16 protein-coding genes are annotated in these 18,884 nt (G+C 68.8%); 1 reads left to right on the top strand and 15 read right to left on the bottom strand.

Features of this window, described 5'->3' with window-relative positions; all coding sequences use genetic code 11:
- Positions 1–5: 5 nt before the first annotated feature.
- Genes HFP15_RS15255 through HFP15_RS15225 form a run of 7 tightly spaced genes read right to left on the bottom strand, consistent with a single transcriptional unit; the run spans position 6 to position 7,787 of the window.
- Positions 6–1,400 (bottom strand): MlaD family protein, encoded by a 1,395-nt coding sequence (locus HFP15_RS15255; protein ID WP_168515918.1) that lies wholly within the window; start codon positions 1,398–1,400, stop codon positions 6–8.
- Entirely contained in the window at positions 1,397–2,668 is a 1,272-nt protein-coding gene (locus tag HFP15_RS15250; RefSeq protein WP_168515916.1) for an MlaD family protein, read from the bottom strand. Before HFP15_RS15250 ends, HFP15_RS15255 begins: the two co-directional genes overlap by 4 nt.
- On the bottom strand, positions 2,668–4,008 hold the full coding sequence (locus HFP15_RS15245; protein WP_168515914.1) for an MlaD family protein: 1,341 nt from the start codon (positions 4,006–4,008) through the stop codon (positions 2,668–2,670). Before HFP15_RS15245 ends, HFP15_RS15250 begins: the two co-directional genes overlap by 1 nt.
- A complete protein-coding gene (locus HFP15_RS43485) occupies positions 4,005–5,243 on the bottom strand; it encodes an MlaD family protein (protein ID WP_168515912.1) in 1,239 nt (412 codons plus the stop codon). Before HFP15_RS43485 ends, HFP15_RS15245 begins: the two co-directional genes overlap by 4 nt.
- A 1-nt stretch (position 5,244) precedes the next feature.
- Entirely contained in the window at positions 5,245–6,060 is an 816-nt protein-coding gene (locus HFP15_RS15235; protein ID WP_312871603.1) for an ABC transporter ATP-binding protein, read from the bottom strand.
- Positions 6,061–6,071: 11 nt separating this feature from the next.
- The gene (locus HFP15_RS15230; RefSeq protein ID WP_168515910.1) at positions 6,072–6,905 is read right to left on the bottom strand and encodes an ABC transporter permease; all 834 of its coding nucleotides are present in this window, start codon (positions 6,903–6,905) and stop codon (positions 6,072–6,074) included.
- 33 nt (positions 6,906–6,938) lie between these two features.
- On the bottom strand, positions 6,939–7,787 hold the full coding sequence (locus HFP15_RS15225; protein ID WP_168515908.1) for an MlaE family ABC transporter permease: 849 nt from the start codon (positions 7,785–7,787) through the stop codon (positions 6,939–6,941).
- 380 nt (positions 7,788–8,167) lie between these two features.
- On the opposite strand from HFP15_RS15225, the gene HFP15_RS15220 reads away from it, so the two are divergent.
- On the top strand, positions 8,168–8,926 hold the full coding sequence (locus HFP15_RS15220; RefSeq protein WP_168515906.1) for a hypothetical protein: 759 nt from the start codon (positions 8,168–8,170) through the stop codon (positions 8,924–8,926).
- A gap of 247 nt (positions 8,927–9,173) precedes the next feature.
- Here HFP15_RS15220 and HFP15_RS15215 read toward each other — a convergent pair whose 3' ends face one another.
- From HFP15_RS15215 to HFP15_RS15180, 8 genes are read right to left on the bottom strand one after another with little or no spacing between them, the layout of a single operon-like run.
- On the bottom strand, positions 9,174–10,154 hold the full coding sequence (locus tag HFP15_RS15215; protein ID WP_168515904.1) for a spirocyclase AveC family protein: 981 nt from the start codon (positions 10,152–10,154) through the stop codon (positions 9,174–9,176).
- Positions 10,151–10,396, bottom strand: coding sequence for a hypothetical protein (locus HFP15_RS15210; RefSeq protein WP_168515902.1), 246 nt, complete (start codon positions 10,394–10,396; stop codon positions 10,151–10,153). Before HFP15_RS15210 ends, HFP15_RS15215 begins: the two co-directional genes overlap by 4 nt.
- Positions 10,397–10,414: 18 nt before the next feature.
- Positions 10,415–11,443: a peptidylprolyl isomerase gene (locus tag HFP15_RS15205; RefSeq protein WP_168515900.1), complete on the bottom strand. Its 1,029-nt coding sequence runs from the start codon at positions 11,441–11,443 to the stop codon at positions 10,415–10,417.
- Positions 11,440–13,767, bottom strand: coding sequence for an RND transporter family protein (locus HFP15_RS15200; RefSeq protein WP_246271699.1), 2,328 nt, complete (start codon positions 13,765–13,767; stop codon positions 11,440–11,442). The genes HFP15_RS15205 and HFP15_RS15200 overlap by 4 nt, the downstream gene beginning before the upstream one ends.
- A gap of 4 nt (positions 13,768–13,771) precedes the next feature.
- Positions 13,772–15,064: an MlaD family protein gene (locus tag HFP15_RS15195; RefSeq protein ID WP_168515898.1), complete on the bottom strand. Its 1,293-nt coding sequence runs from the start codon at positions 15,062–15,064 to the stop codon at positions 13,772–13,774.
- Positions 15,061–16,308 (bottom strand): MlaD family protein, encoded by a 1,248-nt coding sequence (locus tag HFP15_RS15190; RefSeq protein ID WP_312871602.1) that lies wholly within the window; start codon positions 16,306–16,308, stop codon positions 15,061–15,063. Before HFP15_RS15190 ends, HFP15_RS15195 begins: the two co-directional genes overlap by 4 nt.
- The gene (locus HFP15_RS15185; RefSeq protein WP_168515896.1) at positions 16,305–17,624 is read right to left on the bottom strand and encodes an MlaD family protein; all 1,320 of its coding nucleotides are present in this window, start codon (positions 17,622–17,624) and stop codon (positions 16,305–16,307) included. Before HFP15_RS15185 ends, HFP15_RS15190 begins: the two co-directional genes overlap by 4 nt.
- Entirely contained in the window at positions 17,621–18,883 is a 1,263-nt protein-coding gene (locus tag HFP15_RS15180; protein WP_168515894.1) for an MlaD family protein, read from the bottom strand. The genes HFP15_RS15185 and HFP15_RS15180 overlap by 4 nt, the downstream gene beginning before the upstream one ends.
- Between the last annotated feature and the right edge of the window lies 1 nt (position 18,884).

Below are 18,884 nucleotides of genomic sequence, written 5' to 3'. Positions count from 1 at the left end.
TCCTCCTACCGGCCGGATCCGCTCAGCAACGACGTGAGACCACCTGAGCCAAGGGGAAGCGGTGGCAGCGCCGGCGACGCGGGACCGGCCGCGGGTGCGGGAGCGGGGGCCGTGCCTTCCGGCAAGGTCCCGATGCTCTGCAGGTACTGGTACACCGACAGGTCCGTGCCGCCGACCGAGGACGCCCCGGCGCCCAGCGCGAGCGCGAGGAGCGGGCCGTTCTTGTCGCCGTACTGCGACAGGTTCGCGGCGCGCGCGGCCAGATAACCGACCTCCTGGTAGAGCAGGTGATCGTTACCGTTGCCCTGGTAGTCACCGGTGCCATGCCACGGCGAGAGCACCGTGTGCATGATGGGGCCGCTGACCCGGTCCATCACCGGGCCGCCAAGGTTGTCCAGCGTGGCCGTGCCGTTCTGGGCCGTCGGTACCAGCTGCTGGACGACCGGGCGCAGTTGCCCGAGCAGCGGCCGCAACTCGCTCACCAGCGGAGCCGTTTGCCGGATGGCGGCGTCGGTCTTGGTGAGCAACGGGGAGAGCTCGCGGACGGCGGGCCGCGCCTTGTCCGCTGTCTGGTCGAGCCGGTCGAACGTGCCGTCCAGCGACTGCAGCCCGGCACGGGTGGACGCGAGCGTCCCCGGCAGTCCGTCGAGTGTCCGCGCCAGCGGCTTGCTTCCGGCCGACAACGCGGCGGTCGTCGTCGCCAGGTTGTCCACAATGGACCCCAGCTGACCGTCTCGCCTGGTCATCACCGCGGCCAACCCGTCCAGGTTGGTCACCAGGCCGGACAGGTCCGTGCCGGGCTGGGTTCCCTGCAGGGCGTTCAGCACGTCGGCCCCGGGCCCCAGCGTCCCTGGCGCCTCGGCGACCAGTGTCTGGATCGACTGCGTGCCCCCATGTGCCAGCGTCGCGTCGAGCTGCCGGGTCATCGACTGCAGTCCTTTCTGCGCCGGCTCGGGTACGGCTTGCAGGACCTGGTCGAGCTCCACCGGGAGATGGGTGCGTTCGACCGGTATGGCGCCTCCGGGGAACTTCTTGCCGTCGCCGGCGGGCGCCAGATCGACGTAGTAATTGCCGCCGAGCAGGGTCGTCGCCCTGATGGTGGCGGACGGTGTGCTGCCAAGGCGGTCCACCACTCCGTCGTCGAGTTTCATGGACACCAGGGAATGACCGTCGGCGGTTTCCTCGATTCCCGAGACCTTGCCCACGATCACGCCGGCGATCTTGACGTCGCTCTTGTCGGCGTCGAGTTTGTACTCCTTCGCGAACTCGGCCTGGATCTGCTGTCCCGAGCTGAACGCGATCCTGATCGCGTCCTTCTGGTACACCACGACCAGCGCCGCCACCACGGCCACCAGAACGGTGATGCCGAGGAGCACGGGTGACCTTCGCAGCCTGCTCACTTCGATCCTCCAGGCAGTAGACCGGCGCGGTAGCTGTCGGCCTGCCCCGGCGCCGGATAGGGAATCCGGTGCGACATCGGGTCGGGCAGCAGACCGCCGGCCACGACCGAGAGCCCCGGAATCGACAGCCCGAGACGAGCCACGTGGCGCCCCGGTGCCGTCGATGTGGAGACCATGCTGTTGGCCCGGCCGAAGAAGCGGACGATGTCGAGGCTGTAGGGCGCGAGTACCGACAACGGCGTCGCGAGATCGTCCAGCCCCTCCGACAATCGCGGCGCCAGCGGTCGCGCGTCGGCGACGGTGGCGGTCAGGTCGTCCACGGCGGGCGCCGCCTGCCCGGCGACACCTGGCACCTTGCCCAACGGCGGGATGGCTTCGCGCAGCACGCCACGAAGGTCGGCCGTCGACCTCCCGAGCGATACCGCGCCGGGACCGAGATCCGTCATCGCCTGCTGGGTGTCGGCGAGCGGGACGTTCAACGCGTCCATGGCGGCATCCGCGTCGCGCAGGGTGTCCGGCAGTCCTTTGAGCGCGTCCTGCAGGGGCCGGCCGTTGTCGACGCCGACGGCGTCGAACGTGTTCGCGGTCTCCCCGACAAGGGCGGCCAGTTCCTGTTGATGCCCGGAAAACGCGCCGGCGATGTCGTTCACACTGTTCAACAGCCGCGGCAGATCGGCTTGCGGCGAGGCGAGCGCGTTCGTGATCGCGCCGACGTCGTTCAGGATGGGCGGCGCCTTCTCGAGAACGTCATGGAGGTTCTGACTCTGCCCCGCCACGCCGTTGCCGAGCTCCCGCAGCGCGGACGAGAGCTTGTCCCTGGTCTGCGGGTCGAACACGTTGAGCACATTGTCCAGGTCGGTGGCACCGAGGTTGTGCTGCAGGTCGATCTCGCGGTTGCCCAGGCTGCCCGCCTGCGGGTGCCCGCGGTCGAGCTCGACGAACTTCTTCGCCAGCGCCGACTGGTCCGACACGGCCGCTCTGGCGTCGGCGTAGACCGGCACGTGACCGTCCAGGCTCAGCGTGACCAGCGCGTGGCCGTCGGCGTACTCGATCGACTTCACCTTGCCGACGCGCACGCTGTTCTCGCGCACCTCGCTGCCCGGCTTGAGTGTTCCGACGTTGTCGAACTGCGCGCTCACCTCGGTGGTCGCGGCCCACGGCAGCCCCGAGGCGGCCGTGCCGGCGACGAACGCGATGAACCCGGCCGCGCCCAGTACCACTACCCCGACGAGGAACGACACCGCCATCTTGCGGGATGCCCGTGCCATCACCGGCCTCCTAACAACTGCTGCAGCAAGGACTGCTCCTGCGTCTGGTTCAGTCCCGTCGCGCTTCCGTTGCCCGCCGCGGGCGCGGGCGTGGTGGCGGGAGCGGGTGTCGTGGGCCCTACGGGTAGTCCTGCCGGAGGCGCGGCAGGCGCCGTGTCCGGCGGCGGTGACTGCGCCGCGCCGAGTGAGAACCCGGGCGCCTGCAACAGATCTTGCGGGGTGTCGGCCACGACTCCCCGGAAGTAGTTGCCGAGCCCGTCCATCCCGTTCGTGCTCAGCGCCCAGTTCTTCATGAAGTCCAAGATCGTGGTGAGCCGCGGCGCCAGGTCGGCGACCAGGCGATCGCCGGAGGCACTGACGCTGTTCAGCGCCCCGACGCCGGGACGCAGGTCCCGCACCAGCGGAGCGGCCTGGTCGAGCAGCCCCTGAGCGCGGTCGAGGACCGGGGGCAGCGACGCCAGCGCGGGATTCGCGCTGTTCACGAACGCGCTCAGCTCCTGCGTCACCGCCGGCAGGTTGTCGGTCAGCGGCCGGACGTCGCTGAGCGTGGACGCCGTTTGATCACTGACCCCGGCGACTTCGGAGAGGGTGCGCCTGGCCTTCTGCAGGGTGCCCGGCAGCTGACGCAACGCGGCGTCGAACTGCCCGTTCTGCGCGGCCACCGCCGACAGGCTCGTGTTGGCCGCGCCGACGAGGCTGTCCAGCTGTTTGCCGTGGTCGCCGGCGACGGCCTGAGCCACCGGGGTGACGTTGTCGATGAGCGAATCGAGCACCTGGTTCTGCTGGCCGAGGATCTTCCCGAGCCGGCTCGTGTCCGTCATCGCGGGTGCGAGCGCCTTCAGCGCGGCGTCGATGTTGTGTCCCTGCCCGGAGGTCCCTTCCCCGAGCGTGGTCACGAGCGCCGCGAGTGCGGTCGCGGTCGGGTCGTTGACCATGTCGAGCACGTCGTCCAGTCCGACCGAGCGGGTCGCGCGGTTCGCGGGAATCGTTGCGGGGAAGGACATCGCGGGCCGGTCCGCCGACCCCGGGTTCAGCTGGATGTAGCGCTCGCCGAGCAGGCTCACGGCGCGGATCTGCACGCTGGCGTCGTCGTGCAACGGAAGGACGGACTTGTCCAGTTCCATGTGCACCACGGCGTGCCGATCGGCCAGCGTGATCGAACTGATCTGTCCGACCGTGACACCGTCCGCCTTCACGAGGTTGCCCGCGACCAGGGGGCTCGCGTCGGTGAAAATCGCGGTCACCGTCGGCTTGACCTCGTCAGTGCGCACGAGCGCGACGGTCGCGGCTCCCGCGAGCGCGACCAGGGCCACCAGGCCCACGACGATCTTCCACCTCATCGCATCCCGCTCCCCTGTGCGTCTGTCCAGGGCTGTCCCGACGCGGTGCCCGGGGCGGGCGCCGGATTGACGTTCAGCGTGAGCGGAAGCCCTGGATTCTCGTCGAAACTCGAGACGCCGGCACGGATGACCGCCCCGGCGTAGTGGCCCTGGCTGTCGTAATAGGCGAACGCGCTGCCCCAGTTCGCGAGCCAGCCGGCGAGGTCGGGCGTGTACGGGCGCAGGAAGTCAACCGCGGGGTTGAGCCGGTCCACCACCGAGTTGATGTCCGGAACCACGGCGTGCGCGCTGTCCAGGAGCTGGGGCGTGTTCTTCAGCAACTCACTCGCCGCCGCGAGTGTCGGCTTCAGCTCCGCCACGGTCGGCCGGAGATCGGCCAGGAACGGGCTGAGGTTCTTCGACACCGCGGCCAGCTGTGAGGCGGCCGGACGCAGATCGGTCAGCAACGGTGCCGCCTTGTCGACCGTGCCCGGCACCTTGTCCAATGTGGACTTCGCCTGCCCGAGGGTCGGCGGCAACGCGGCAAGCGCGTCGCTCAGCCGTTGCTGTTGCGGCGCGACCTGGGTGGCCAGGTTCGTCACGTTGCCGACGACCTGCTGGAGCTGTCCCTGCCGGGACGCGAGCGGCTCCATCATGACCCGCAGGTCGGTGACCAGGTTGTTGATCGCGTGGCTGTCCTCACCGACGGCCTTGAGTACCTGACCGAGCGCGTCCACCGCGGGCCCGGCCGTCCGCAGCGTCGCTTGGACGTTGCCCGGATTGTCCTTCAGCGTGGCGTTCAGTTGCTGGATCATGGAGGTGAGATGGGCTCGCGTCGGAGGATCGAGCGCCGAGAGCACCTCGTCGACGTCGACCTGGTCCTGCGAGACCGGCACCATCCCACCGGAGGGGATCGTGGCGTTGTGCACCGGCCCGGGCACGAGCTCGACATACCGCTCGCCCAGAACCGCCTTCCACCGCACCACGGCCGTCGTTCCGCTGTGCACGGGAGCGTCCGAACCGGACAGCTGAACATCGACGACGGCCTTGCCGTCCTTCGTGCCCAGCGCCGAAATCGCGCCCGCCTGACGGCCGTTGATCAACACGGGTGAGCCGGCCGCCAGCTCGGCCGCGTTCGACATGACCAGCCGGACGCTGTAGTCGCTCGTGGAGTCGCTCGCCAGAGCCGTACAGCCGGCAGCGCCGACCGAGATCGTCACCAAGGACGCGGTCAGCCATCGTCGCGCTCGGGTCATATCAGTCCATTCCCAGCGGTCCCGCCGAGTCCCCTGCCAGGAACTGCCGGACGAACGGGTCCTGCGAGGCGAAAGCCTCCTCGGCGGGGCCGTAGTGCACGACCTTGCCCTTCCAGATCAAGCCGACGTAGTCGCTGACCTTGCGGGCGGTCTTGATGTCGTGAGTCACGAGCACATACGTGCCGCCGTGCTCCGAATGCACCTGCATGATCAGGTCGTTGAGCAGGCTGGTGCGAACCGGGTCGAGGCCGGAGTCGGGCTCGTCGAACAGCACGACCTCGGGCTGCATCACCAGGGCCCTGGCGAACCCGGCGCGCTTGCGCATGCCGCCCGAGAGTGAGCCCGGTGCCTTGTCCACGGACGCTTCGAGCCCCACCTCACGAAGCCGGGCCATCACGATCTCGCGAATCTCCTCTTCGCTGAGCTCGGTGTGTTTGCGCAACGGGAACGCCACGTTGTCGTAGACGTTCATCGAGCCGAACAGGGCACCGTCCTGGAAGAGCACTCCGAACCGCTTGCGCATCTCCGCTCGCTGGTGTTCCTTCATCGCCCAGATGTCCTGCCCGAAGACCTTCACCTCGCCCTCGTCCGGCTCCAGCAGCCCCACGATGTGCTTGAGCAGGACGCTCTTACCCGTGCCCGAGGGGCCGAGCACCGTGGTGATCGCGTTGGGTACGAACTTCAGCGACAGGCCGTTCATGACCCGGAAATCACCGAATGCCTTGTGGACATCGGTGACCTCGACCGTCGCCTGGTTGTCGGGGTTTCCGGCGGACGGGTGCCCGCCCGCGGCGTTCTGGAGATACTGCGTCGTCACAAAATCACCTGTCAGTTCGCGATGGGCACCTTGACCGAGACACCGAAGAAAAGCTGGTAGAAGATCCCGGTGAACACGCTGACCAGCACCATGTTCACGAGCATCGATTTCGCCGTGTTCTGGCCGACGCCGACCGGCCCGCCGGAGGCGTTGTAGCCGAAGTAGCAGCTGACCAGCACGATGGCCGTGCAGGTGACCATCGCCCAGATCAACGCGTAGATCAGCCCGGACGGCGTCTGGAACGACCAGAAGACGTCGCTGTACCCACCGGGTGAGGCGGTCTGCAGCAGTGGCCGGGCCATGAGCCAGGACCCGACCATCAGCATCCCGGTGGACACGAGCCAGAGGAACGGCACCACCAGCCAGGTCGCCAGCAGCCGGGTGCCCACGAGATACACGCGCGGCTGGAACCCCATCACGTGCAGCGCGTCGATTTCCTCAGTGATCCTCATCGTGCCGAGTTCTGCCGCGTACCCGCAGCCCACCTTCGCCGCGAAGATCCAGCCGAACGTCGGTGCGCTCACGGCCTGCACCCCCGCCACGGCCGTGAACAGTCCGATGTAGTCGGCGGCGCCGAGGCCCTCCAGCATGTAGCTGCCGAGAAGCGCCGCCTCGAGGCCGATCACGAAGGTGAACGTCCACAGGATCAGGCTGCTGGAGAGGACCATGAGGCCGGCCTGGCGGATCACTTCGGAAAAATAGAGGCGGAACGCGCTCGGTGCCGCGACAAAGGCCTGGCCGCTGAACTTCGCCATTTCGCCGGTTGTCGCGAACATCGACGACATCGGGTTGACCGGGCGCGGCCGGTCGCGGCGACGAGGCGCGCTCGCGCGCCCTGCGGTCACCGTAGCTCCATTGCCACTGTTCACCATTCCGCCTTACCTCATTGTCTGCAGTTCGGGATAAAGCCCCTGAATCGTGGCGTTGAACCCGAGATTCAGAATGAACATGCCGACGAACGCGATGACGACCGCCTGATTGACGGCACGGCCCACGCCTTCCGGCCCGCCACCGACATTGAGTCCCTTGTAACTGTGCACCACCGCGATCAGCAGGCCGATCAGCGCGGTTTTCAGCGCCATGCCCCAGAGTTCGGGCACGCTCATGTCGCGGAGCAGGTTGTCCATGTACACGCTCAGCGTGATGTCATTGATGATGCAGCCGACGAGAATTCCACACAGGACACTCGCGACCACCGAAACGATGGTGAGCAGCATTGTCATCAGGGTCAGCGAAATCGCGCGCGGCAGAACGAGCAGGCGCATCGCATCGAGCCCGAGGACCCGCATGGCATCGAGTTCCTCGCGGATCTTGCGTGCGCCCAGATCCGCCGTCACCGCCGTTCCCATCACGCCGGCGACCACCATGCCCGTCATGAACGGGGCGCTCTCCCGGACCGCGACCGTCAACGTGAACTGAGCCATCCGCTGCGCGCTGCCGAGAAGATGAAGAAGCCCGTAGCCGACGGAGGAGATCACGAAGGTGAAGATCCCGACCGTCGCGAACGCCGGAACGACGCCGTAACGCAGCAGGTAGTACATCTCGTCGCGGGTGTCGGACCAGTAGCCGCGAGGGTGCCGGATCGCACTGTAGACGACCCGTCCGAGCAACTGGAACATCTCGCCCACTTCGACGACCGGTCCCCGCACTCGCGAAGGCACGGCCGTGACCAGCTTCGTTCCGCCGCCCACAGAGCCACCGGTCCCCCGGGGTTTGACATCCACCATCTCCGCTCCCTTGCGGACTCCGTCCGGCCCTGTGACAACAGGCTGACGATGACGTGCCTTCACGCCCCGGCCGGCCGGTCACGGTCTTGTGGATCCGCGACCAGGGTCGGAGCAGCACGAGTATGACCAGATTTACTCTGAGGGTCAATATTCTAGTCATCGTGTATTTGGTACTGGATCTCTTGTGGACATCCAGTACGAGCCCGTGAACAGGCCGCCATGACCTGCGACTTTCCGGAAATCACGGCAATCCGGGCCACCGCATCGACGGTCGCACGGCGCGCACTATCCCCCGATCGAGTGAGCACCACTGGACGCGACGTCGAGCGTCGTTCCAGCAATGGTTGAAGTTAGACTATTTTCGTTTAGAGTAGTTCGGCGTGTACAACCCCGAGCTGGTGTTCGGCGTCGTGGACGCGAACGCGTTGCCCATCCTGGTCCTCGCCGGCGCCGCCATGGTCGCGAACTACGTCTGGTTCTTCCTCGCCTTCCGGGCCGCGAACCGGGACGGCGTGTATTCGATTCCCCTGATCTGCACGTTCTACTGGTTCGCCCACGACGTGTCACTGCTCGCCAGGTACGAGCTGTGGTTCGACCACTACGGACACTGGTTCATGATGTTGTGGTGGGTGGCATTCATCCCGGCCGTGCTGTTCGAGCTCGCATTCCTCGTCCAGGCCGTACGACTCGTGCGGGCGGAGCTGTTCCCGGACTGGAGCCGGGCGGCCGTCGGCGGCCTCCTTGCCGCGGGCGTGCTCACCGCGGGGGTCGTCTGGGAGGGTGTGAAGTACATCTTCGCCGACGATCTGTACCTGCTGGGGTTCGGCCTGACCATCGTGTCGTACCCGGTCTTCGGCGTGGGTCTGCTGCTCCGGCGCGGATCGGCCCTCGGCCAGACACCCGGCATGTGGATCGCCTACCTCGTGACCGCGGTGGGCTACTTCGCGGTCAGCGCGGGGTGGTTCGGCCCCGCGTTCCACGCCTGGCAATGGTTCGGCCTCGCCGCGCTGTCCGTTCTCGGCGGTGTCGCGATGACGTTCGCCGTCCACCGCCTCCGCCGCGACCTCGGCACGGGAACGAGATCACCACATCCGCAACGGCCGACACCACCGACGGCAACACCCGTGCCCCGGGGGTGAGGCGCGCTCGCCCGGCGCGCGTCGGTGACCGACCTGCGCACAAGCGCCCGGCCTTCCCGGCGAAGCTTGCCCGGCAACAAGATCGCGAACACCCACGACCGCCGGGTGGCAGCGCGGCACACACTGGCCCAATCCGGTGGCGCCGCCGCTCCGCGATGGGCCACCGGGTCGGGCTGTGACCGTCGATCATCGCTTGTCGACCGGATCCCGGGGTGATCTCGATCCTTCCCGCGGTCGAGGTGCTCCATCACCCCGGCAGCATGTACGACGGCAGGTGCGCCATCGAGTCTCCGGTGATGCCGAGCCAATTGAACGGCAGGTGATACAGCATGACGAGCACAACCGCGCAGAAGCCGACCCCCGCCAGGGCTCGGGCCGGCAGGCGGAGCACGCGAGGCAGGTGTTCGGCGCCGCGCTCGATGAACGACAAGCCGTCCGGGGCGTCCACAGCGGACAGGCGAACGGCGGTGAACGCGAGCGAGACGAAAGCGACCGCCACGCTTTCGTACAGCGGGAACTGGTATTGCGAACCGGCCCACAGGGTCAGCCCGCCCTGGGTACGGGCGAACGCGTAGGCGTCGGTGGTCCGGATGATGACGTTCTCGACGACAAGGTCGAACACGAAGTCACCCACCCCCAGCAGGGCAAGCAGGCTCGCCGTTGACACGTGCGGGAAACGGCGCCGCAACGCCACCGCGGCACGCACCCCGACATAGCCGAGCCCCGCGCAGAAGTACACGTACATCGGCAGTCCCCACAGCAACGCCTCCGCGTATCGGGTCGCCGCACCGGGATGGTGGAACGGCATCCACCTCCCCCACACTCCGAGGTTGACCGAATGGGCGTTCCACGCGAACAGGTACGTGTACAGGTTCAACGACGCGTCGGCGACGAAGCCGAACACACCGCCGAGCATCAGAAACGCGTCGAGCCCGAGACGCCCTCGCCGCCACGGCTTGACGACCAGGAACCACGCGCAGATCGCCAGCACCGTGACGCTGAGCACCTCCAGCACCCGCAGCGCGACCAGGGAATGGCCGGGCAGCGTGTCGGGCCCGAGGACCGGCGCCGGGCTGAATTCCGGCGAGGTCACCCAGCCGGCGAGGGCACGGCCGCAGACGACCAACCACAGCACACCCACGACCGCCCAGACCACCACGGCCCGCCGCGGACGGCCCTGGCCGGTGGCCACGTCCGCCGATTCAGCGGACCGGAGCACTCCGGTCATCGGACACCGACCTCGGCCGCGACTTCCTCATCCTCCACAGTGGCCTCCTCGTCGTCCTCCGCTGCCGGTCCGGGCCCGGCATCCGCCGGCACAGTGCGCCGCGTCCGCCACCGATCCCACGCCAGCACCGCGAGTCCGAGCGCCGATGCGCCCACCGCGATGTACGCCCACAGCAGCACTCCGGAAACGAGAGCGACGGTCAGGCATCCAACTCCGGCCAGCAAGGCCGCCAATACGATCATCACAAGCTCCCTCCGTTGTCAGTGAGACGCGTCCGCAGGCGGCGCGTCGGGATCGGCCGGGCGGTAGGCGTCGGCGTACTCGACGTTCGCCGCCTTCAGCTGATCAGCCAGCCAGGCGCGCCACGCGTCGAGCGTCCGCTGGTTCTGCAGATCGGTCCTCAGCTGATCCTTGGCCTGGTCGAACGACAGTGGCTGCCCCTGCTGCACTTCGACGACCTGCCCGACGTTCCACCCGTAGCGGGTCTGCACCGGGCCGAACAACCCGCCGGCCGGTGCGGCGAAGGCCGCCTTCGAATAGGCGTCCTCCATCTGATCGGCGCTCAAGGTACCCAGATCACCGCCGGAGTCCTTGGTGCTCTGATCCAGTGAGGACGCCTTCGCCAGCGCCCCGAAGTCCGCTCCGCCGCGAAGCTGCGCCAGCATCGCGTTCGCCTCGGCCTCGGATCCCACCACGATGTTGCGCAGGTGCCGCTTCTCCGGCGAGATCATCGACGACCGGTGTGTGTCGTAGGCGGTTCGCACGTCGGCGTCGGTGACCTTCGGGACGTTCGCGGTCACGATCTCCATCAGCCGGTTGGTCGCGAGCTGGCGCTTGATCTCACCGAGGACATCGGCTTCGGAGACCCCATGCGTACCGAGGAACTGGTCGAACGCGGCACGCCCGTCGGTCACGTTCTGCGAGATCAGCTTGTCCAGCACGTCCTGCGCGTTCTTGTCCGCGATGACCACGTTCTTGTCACGGGCGGCCTGGTCGAGCACCAGACTCACCGTGGTGGACTTCGCCGCGTCACGGTTGAACCGGTCCGCCTCCGGACCGTCGGCGGGTGGTTCCACGCCGTAGAGCGCGGACAGCACCGCGATCCGGTGCCGGAACTGGTCCTGGCTGATCGTCGTGCCGCCGTAGCGCAGCACGGCACCGGCGGGCAGCGCGGTCGCCCACGCGATCCCGATCTGGGTGCTCGCCCCGGCGAGGACCAGCAGGCCCACCACCAATCCGGCCCACCGTGCCCGGCCGCGCGGGGCGAGCAATGGCAGCCACGATTTCATACCGTCACCTCCTCTTTCGTCTTCTCGACCGGCACCGCCCCGGCGACCGGCCGCGCGGGAGTCCGCGAAGTCAGCCAGGCGACCAGCAAGGCGGCTCCGAACGAGCCCGCCACACCGGCGGCGAGCAGGAACCCGAATTCGCGGAGCACGGCCAGCCCGGAAAGACACAGCACGAGATACCCGGCCGTGGCGGCCAGTGCCGCGACACCGACGCGGCGCAGGACCGTGCCCGGCCGGCGATCGCGCAGGCGCGCCAGCACGACCGCGAACTCGCATCCGGTGACCGTGGTCAGCGTCGCGACGGCCACCGTGAGCGGGCTGAGGGAGCCGACCGTGAGCCAGGCGAGTCCCGTCACCCAGCCCGTCGCCAGCAGCACTGTCGCCGCCGCGCGCAGGACATCACCACGACGGCGTAGTCCGACCGCGATGATCAGCAGCGCCGCCGCGACTCCGGCGAGGTTGAGCCACAACCGGCTGCTGTCGACGAGATCCAGCCCGCGCACCGCGGCGACCGGGAGACCGACGACCTCGGCCCGTACGCCCGGTGGAGCCGGCGGCAGCGAGGCGCGGACGTCGGCCAGCAGCCTTCCCAGCTCACCGACGTCGGTGATCCCCACGCCGAACAGCATGAGCGACTCCGACCGGTCCGACCGGACCACGGCCGACGTGAGATACCGAGGGACGAGCGTCATCGCCGCCTCGATCTGCTCCGGCGTCGGATTCGCGCCGAGGAAACGGAAGAGGTTCGCGGTCGTGATCACCGGCCGCATCTGGTCGCCGTGTGCCCGCACGATCTCGCTCTGCGCCTGATCGGTCCAGCGCAACACCTCGGGGGTGAGCACGTTCTGCCCGTGCAGCACGATGCCGACCTCACCGCCGGAGCCGAGCACACGCTCCGCGTAGGTGGCGTCGGCCAGCTCCGGAAGGCCGCGGGCGAGTTGCTCCGGTTCCGCCTGAATCGCCATGTGCGGCAACGCGATCAGGCCGCCGAGCGCTCCCGCGGCCGCCACGACGGCGATCAGCGCACGCCGGCTCCGCGTGACCGGACGGGCCGCGGCCACCGGCGCCGAGGGTGCCGGCAGCCCGGTCACGCCGAACACCCGCCGCGCGACGACGGCGATGCCGACGGTCGCGGCGACGCCGAGCGCCAGCGCGAAGCCCAGCTCACGCACGAACGGCAGCGGGGAAAGAGCCAGCGCCCCGAACCCGGCGACAGCGGCGCCCGCGGCGACAAGGATCCGTCGCGGCTTGCCGGGCTGTGACAGGTAGAACGGGAAGTCGCCGCCGATCCCGAGCAGGATCGGCAGAAACGCGACCACACCGAGCGAGAGGGGATGTCCGATCCAGCCGAAGACCGCGATCGTCACCGCACCACCCGCCAGTGAGCACAGCAGCGGACGAAACCGGTTGCGTCGTCGCCGGGTCCACGGGACGACGAAGAAGAGCAGCGCGACCGCCGCCAGCGACAGTCCCCCCAGCAGCGGCAGTTCTTGCTGGGCTCGGTCACTCAAGGCCGCCGTGATCGCGGGCACTCCGGTGACCGTCACTCGTCGCGTGGCCAGTCCAGACTCGTCCACGGTGGACTTGACACTGTCCACGAGCCGCCCCGTCGCACTCTGATCGAGACCTTCACGCGGCCGCACGAGCACGGCGACGGTCGAGGAGTTCGGCACGACGAACTGCCACTGCGGACGGGGGTTGCCATCGTCACCGAACAAGACGGTCCGCACGAACCCCGGGTTGTGCAGGGTGGGCAAACCGGCCGGCAGGCCACGCACCAGCAGCGCGCCGTAGCGGCGATCGAAATCGACGACCGCGGCGTCACCGGCGGCGTTGACGGCGGCGGGCGAGGCACCGCGCTGCTGCGCCTTCTGCTCGGCCTCGGTGCGCAACGCGTCCCGCCTGCCGCTGATCTGGGCCAGCACGTCCTGGGCCGTGCCCGCGGTCTGGTTGAGCACCGTGCCCGGACCGTAGACGGCAGCGACGTCCGGCAGCCTGGACAGCGAGCCCTCGGTACCGACCAGCCGGGACAGCTGATCCTGGTCGGTGAAGAACGCTTGCGGGGTTCGCGATTCGAGCAGCACCACAACGGGGTCGCCGCCGAAGGAGCGCGCCTTGTCCTCGAGTGCCCGGTAGGCCGGGTCGGCAGCGGGCAGGAAGGACGCGATACCGGTGTCGACCTTGGCGCGCGCCAGACCGAGCCCGGTCAACGCGACGAGCACCAGCACGATCGCGGCCATCCCGTGCCGCCGGTTCGGCGGCCACGGCAGGATCGACCGCGACAGCCGCGGCCGCGACAGCCGGAGACCGAAACGCCGTGCCATGCCGTCAGTTCCCTTCGTGCTGTATGTGCGGGTACTGCCCGTTGAACGGCGCGGGCCGGCCCACGGTCCCGGGAAGCGGGTACGGATTGGTCCAGTACAACGAGTTCAGCGGGAGTTTGACCGGGAAGTTCCGCACGCTGGCCGGGCTGAAGATCGTGCCGAGCCGGATGGTACGCACCCCGTCGGAGTTGACGGTGTCCATCGTCGCGCCGAAGTTGCCGAACATCGCACCGATGTCGCGCCCGTAGGGCTCGAGGTAACCGAGCATCGGGTTGAGGTCGGACAGCAGCGCACGCGCGCCCGGAACGAGGGCACGAACCGTACCGCCGAACGCGGGCACCCGGTCGAGGGTGGCGGGCGCCTTGTCCAGTGTGGCGTTGAGATCGGGCAGCAGGCCACGGAGATCGCCGGTGACCTGGGGCAGCTGGAGCAGTGCCTGTTCGAGGAACGGCGCGGCCTGGCGGAGGTCCGACGCGATCGGCGCGAGCGAAGGCGAGAGCTCGCCGAGCTTGCCACCCGCGGTCCGCGTGACGTCCAGCATTCCCGGCAGGGCACGCATGGTGTCGGACACCGCCTGCTGCTCACCCGAGGTGGCCTTGGTCAGCGTCTGCGCGTCGCCTACCACGCTCGCGATCTGCCCACGTCCGGTGTCCAGCGCATCGAGCAGGGAAGTCGCCTTGCCGCTCAACGTCTTGAGGTCATCGGACTGGGCAGCCAGCGCGTCGAGCACGGTCTTGCCCTGCTGGCCGAGTACGCCCGCCCCCTGCATGAGCTCGCCGACGTCGGTTCCGGTGCCCTCGGTCGCGGTGCCGAGTGAACGCACCGCCTGGCTGAGTGACTGGCGTGTTCGGGGGTCCAGCGTGTCGTAGAGCTCATCCACGTCGACCGCCTGCTTCACCGAGGCCGCCGGTAGCGTCGTCCCGCTCGGCAGCGGCGCCCCATGCCCGTCGACGACGTCCACATAGGACGATCCGACCAGCGCCTTGACGCCGACCCGGACCGTGACCCCTTCGTGCAGCGGCACCCCCTGGTCGAGACTCAGGTCGACCTTGGCCTGGCCCTTGTCGACGGCCGTCTTGGTCACGTGGCCCACCGTCACGCCCGCGATGCGCACCTCGCCGACCTCGCGCAGGTTCTTGACGTCGGAGGTCGCGAACGACAGCCGATAGCCGCCGGCGGGCACGCCGGGAACACCGGCCCCGGTCTCGCTCCACAGCCACCCGAACCCGAGCACACAGGCGAGGGCGAAGCCCAGAACCGTCAGCAGCGGCGCCCTGCGGCGCAGGAAGGCGGTCATCGGTGGCCTCCGTTGGTCAGTGAGGGCACGAGCCCGTCCCCGGTGGGATCGGTGACCTTGAGCACGACCTGCGCCCGGCCGAGGCCGCCGTTGGCGTCGGCGAGACTGAAGGCCGACGACGTCTGGTAGACGAAGGCGGCGAGGTCGTCAAGCCAGGGCACGATCCGCGCGGTGGCGCCGGGCAGCGTATGCACGGTCGGCACGAGATCTGTCATGGCGGCGTGCGCGTCGCCGACCAGCGGCCGCAGGTCGGCGACCACCGGGCGAGCGTCGTGCACCACCGGTCCCGCCGCCTGCAACAGCCCACCTGCGGAGTCCACAGTGGAGCCGAGCCGGTTCAGTGCACCCGGGAGCTTGCCCGCGGCGTCGTGGACCGCGTCCAGGGTCGGGTTCAACTCACCGGTCAACGTGGACACGCTTGACGCGGCGTGCTGCAGATCGCCGGTCAGGCCGGGCAGTTGCGAGAGCGTGGTACCAAGGTCTCCGTTGCGCGCCGAGAGCACCGACAGCGTCTGCTGCAGCGACGAAGCGAGTGTCGCGAGCTGCTGGTTGTCACCACCGGCCGCCTGCGAAATCCGCGCGACCGCCGTGACGAGGCGCTGGAGTGCGTCGCGCCGTTGCTGCAGCTGATCGACGACGGGTTTCAGGCTGCCCAGCGCGGCATCGGTCGCGTTCAGCCCTTGCGGCAACTGTTGCGGGGCGGCGGCAAGTGCGACATCGCCCTCGTCGACGAGCGAGGTCAGCGCGTCACGCGTGCGCTCGTCGAGATTGTCCAGCAGTTCGTAGGGCTGTACCACCCGCTGGGTCTGCGTGACCGGGATGACGCCGTGCTGCGGCAAGGGTGTTCCCGGTGGACCGCCGGGGTTCAGCTCGATGTACATGACGTTGAGCGGCGTCTTCGAGCGAACGACGACCTGTGCGTTGCTGTAGACCTGGTGCCCCGGCTCCAGCGACAGCGTCAGTCGTGCCTTGCCGGCGGCCGTGGGATCGGCGGCCACGATCTTGCCGACCGGCACCCCCGCGATACGCACTTCCTGCTTGCTCGACAGCTGGATGCCGGGGGCCATGTCGAAGTCCGCGGCGAACTCGTATCGCTGGTCCCACGGCGCGATGCCGTCGTAACGCGAGACGATGTAACCCCCCGCGATCACGCCGACCACCACCAGCGCGACGACCAGCAGCAGGTCGGCGCGCAGGCCCGGCACGTTGCGCATCCGCTGCCACGTCAGGCGGATCTTGTTCACTGGGAACCACCTCCCGCCGCGTGGGTGATCTGCGCCATGAGGTTCTCCAGGTTGAAGGGGATGCCCGCGACGGACCCGGTGCCCGCACCGACCTGGAAGCTCAGCAGTGAGCCGTGCTGGTCCTGCGTCATCGAGGCGCGGTCGATGTTGGTGGCCATGTAGGCCAGCTCCTCGTAGAACTTGTGGTCGGCCTGGTTGCCCCCGCCGCTTTGGGCGTACGGACCGGTGCCGTGCCACGTATTGAGCAGCAGGTGCGTGACGGGGCCGTTGACCCGGTCGAGCACCGGACCACGAACGGTCTGCAGGACATCGGTGGCCTGCTGGGCCACCGGGTTGAGCTCTTGCACCGCGGGCTGCGCGTCCCGCAGAAGGGGCTGCAGGTCATCCAGCACCGGAACCGCCTGCCGCAGCACGGGATTGAGCTTTTGCACGAGCGGTCCGAGCTGATCGACGGTGGGATGCAGGGCGGGCGCCGTGGACGTCAGCCGATCCAGCGTGCCCGACAGGCCGGTCAGTCCGGCCCGGGTGTCCCGCAAGGTGCCGGGCAGCGACGACACGGCGTCGGTGAGTGGCCCGCTCTGCCCGGCCAGGGTGCGGGCGGTGTTGTTCAGCGACACGACGATCGAATCCAGCTGGCCGTCCTTGGCCGTCAGCGTGTTGGCCACATTAGACAGTCCCTGCACGATCTGCGGCAGGTCGGTCCCCGGCCGGGTGCCCCGCGCGGCCTGCAGCACGTCGGCCCCCGGCCCGAGCACCGAGGGAGCGTCGTGCACGAGCCCGCCGAGGGACTGCTGCCCGCCCTGGCGCAGTGTCTGGTCGAGATCGGCCACGACTTTCTGGACGGAGTGCAGGGTGTCGGTGGGAAGGGCCTCGAGCACGCGGTCCGCCTCCACCGGGATGCGGGTGCGGTCCAGCGGAATGGCACCACCGGCGTAGCGGCCCGGTTCACCGCCGGGATGCAGATCGACCGTGTAGCGCCCGCCGAGGACGGTCCGCGGTTCGATGCTGGCCGAAGGCTTGCTGCCGAGGATGTCGAGTACCTTGTCGTCCAGCTTCATCGTGACCAGCACGGTGCCGTGATCGGTCGCGCTGACGTCGGTGACGTCGCCGACCACGAGTCCCGCGATCTTGACCGACGAGTCGTAGGGGCGCAGCTTGTACTGCGTGCCGAACTCGGCCTGCATCTTCGTCCCCGACGAGAAGAGGTTTTCCAGCTGTGGCTTGAACACCAGCGTCGTGAGGACCAGGACGAACGCGGCGAACACCGCTATGCCGAGGCGGAAGGGACGGGTGAACACGGTACGCAGCCGGCTCATCGGGTGCCTCCCGGTGTGTCGTGCCAGGCGCCGCCACCCGGCGCGGGATACGGCTCCTGTTTCACCAGCGGATCCGGCAGGCCCGCGACGCTGTACAGACTGGGGGCGGCGAGCATGGCGGCGAAGTAGTGCTGATCGGGCGACAGCTGACCGGACAGCAGATCGTGTTCGCTGAAGAAACGACCGGCGTCGGGTGCGTAGGGCGCGAGACCGAACAGCAGGAGATCGGCACTGTGCAGCGTCTGTGCCAGCTGCGGCACCAACGGCCGGGCATCCGACAGCGTGTGCGTGAGGTCGTCGACCGCGGGCAGCGCCTGCTTACTGACGCCGGGAACCTTCCGCAGCGGCGTGACACCCTCGCGGAGCAGGCCGCGAAGATCGGGCGTCGCCTGCCCCAGCGACTGTGCGCCGGGTTCGATCGTGGTGAGCGCGGCGCGTACGTCGCTGAGGGGCGCGTTCAGGGAGGCGAGCCCACCACGAAGGTCCACCAGTGTTTGCGGCAGCTTCTGCAGCGAGTCGCGCAACGGTGCCCCGTTGTCGACGTCGACGGCCCGCAAGGTGGTGTCGAGCTGGCCCACCAATGCGGTGAGCTGCTGTTCGCGCCCGGAAAACCGGCCGACCAGGTTGTCGGCGCTGTTGAGCAGGCCCGGCAGATTCGCGTCGGGGCTGCTCGCGGCGGCGGCGACCTGCGAGACGTCGTCGAGCATTCCCGGCGCGGCCCGCACGAGACCGTTCAGGTCGGCGCCGTGCCCGGCGAGCCCGGTGCCCAGTTGCTGCAGGCTCGACGCGAGCGCCGACCGGGTCTGCGGGTCCAGTGCGTCCAGCACGGTCTCCAGCGAGCTGGAGTCCTTGGTCTGGCTCGAGGGGATCGGCGCGTTACCCAAGGGACCCGCGCTCGGCGTGCCAGGGTCGAACTCGATGTATTTCTTGCCCAGTGCGGAGGAGTCGCCGACACTGGCGCGCGCGTCGCGGTACACCGTGCGCGGGCCGTCAAGCCGCAGCGTCACGATGGCCTGGCCGCCGGAGTACACGATCTGGGACACGGTTCCGGTCCGGATGCCGTTCTCCTTCACATCCTTGCCGGAGTTGAGCGTGCCGACGTTGCCGAAGGCAGCGGTGACGTAGGTGTAGCTCTTCCCCGGCAGCGCACCGCCGGTCTGCACGATCGCGCCGACGAGGCCTATGACGCCTGCCAGCACGCAGGCGGCGATTCCCACCAGGAACCGGCGGGCGACGTCGCGGTGGACGGGCTTGGGCATG

This window comes from Amycolatopsis acididurans (assembly GCF_012328925.1).
Classification (GTDB): Bacteria; Actinomycetota; Actinomycetes; order Mycobacteriales; family Pseudonocardiaceae; genus Amycolatopsis_E; species Amycolatopsis_E acididurans.
Note: the sequence above shows the minus strand (reverse complement) of the source record. Positions and strands in the feature narration are given on the sequence as shown.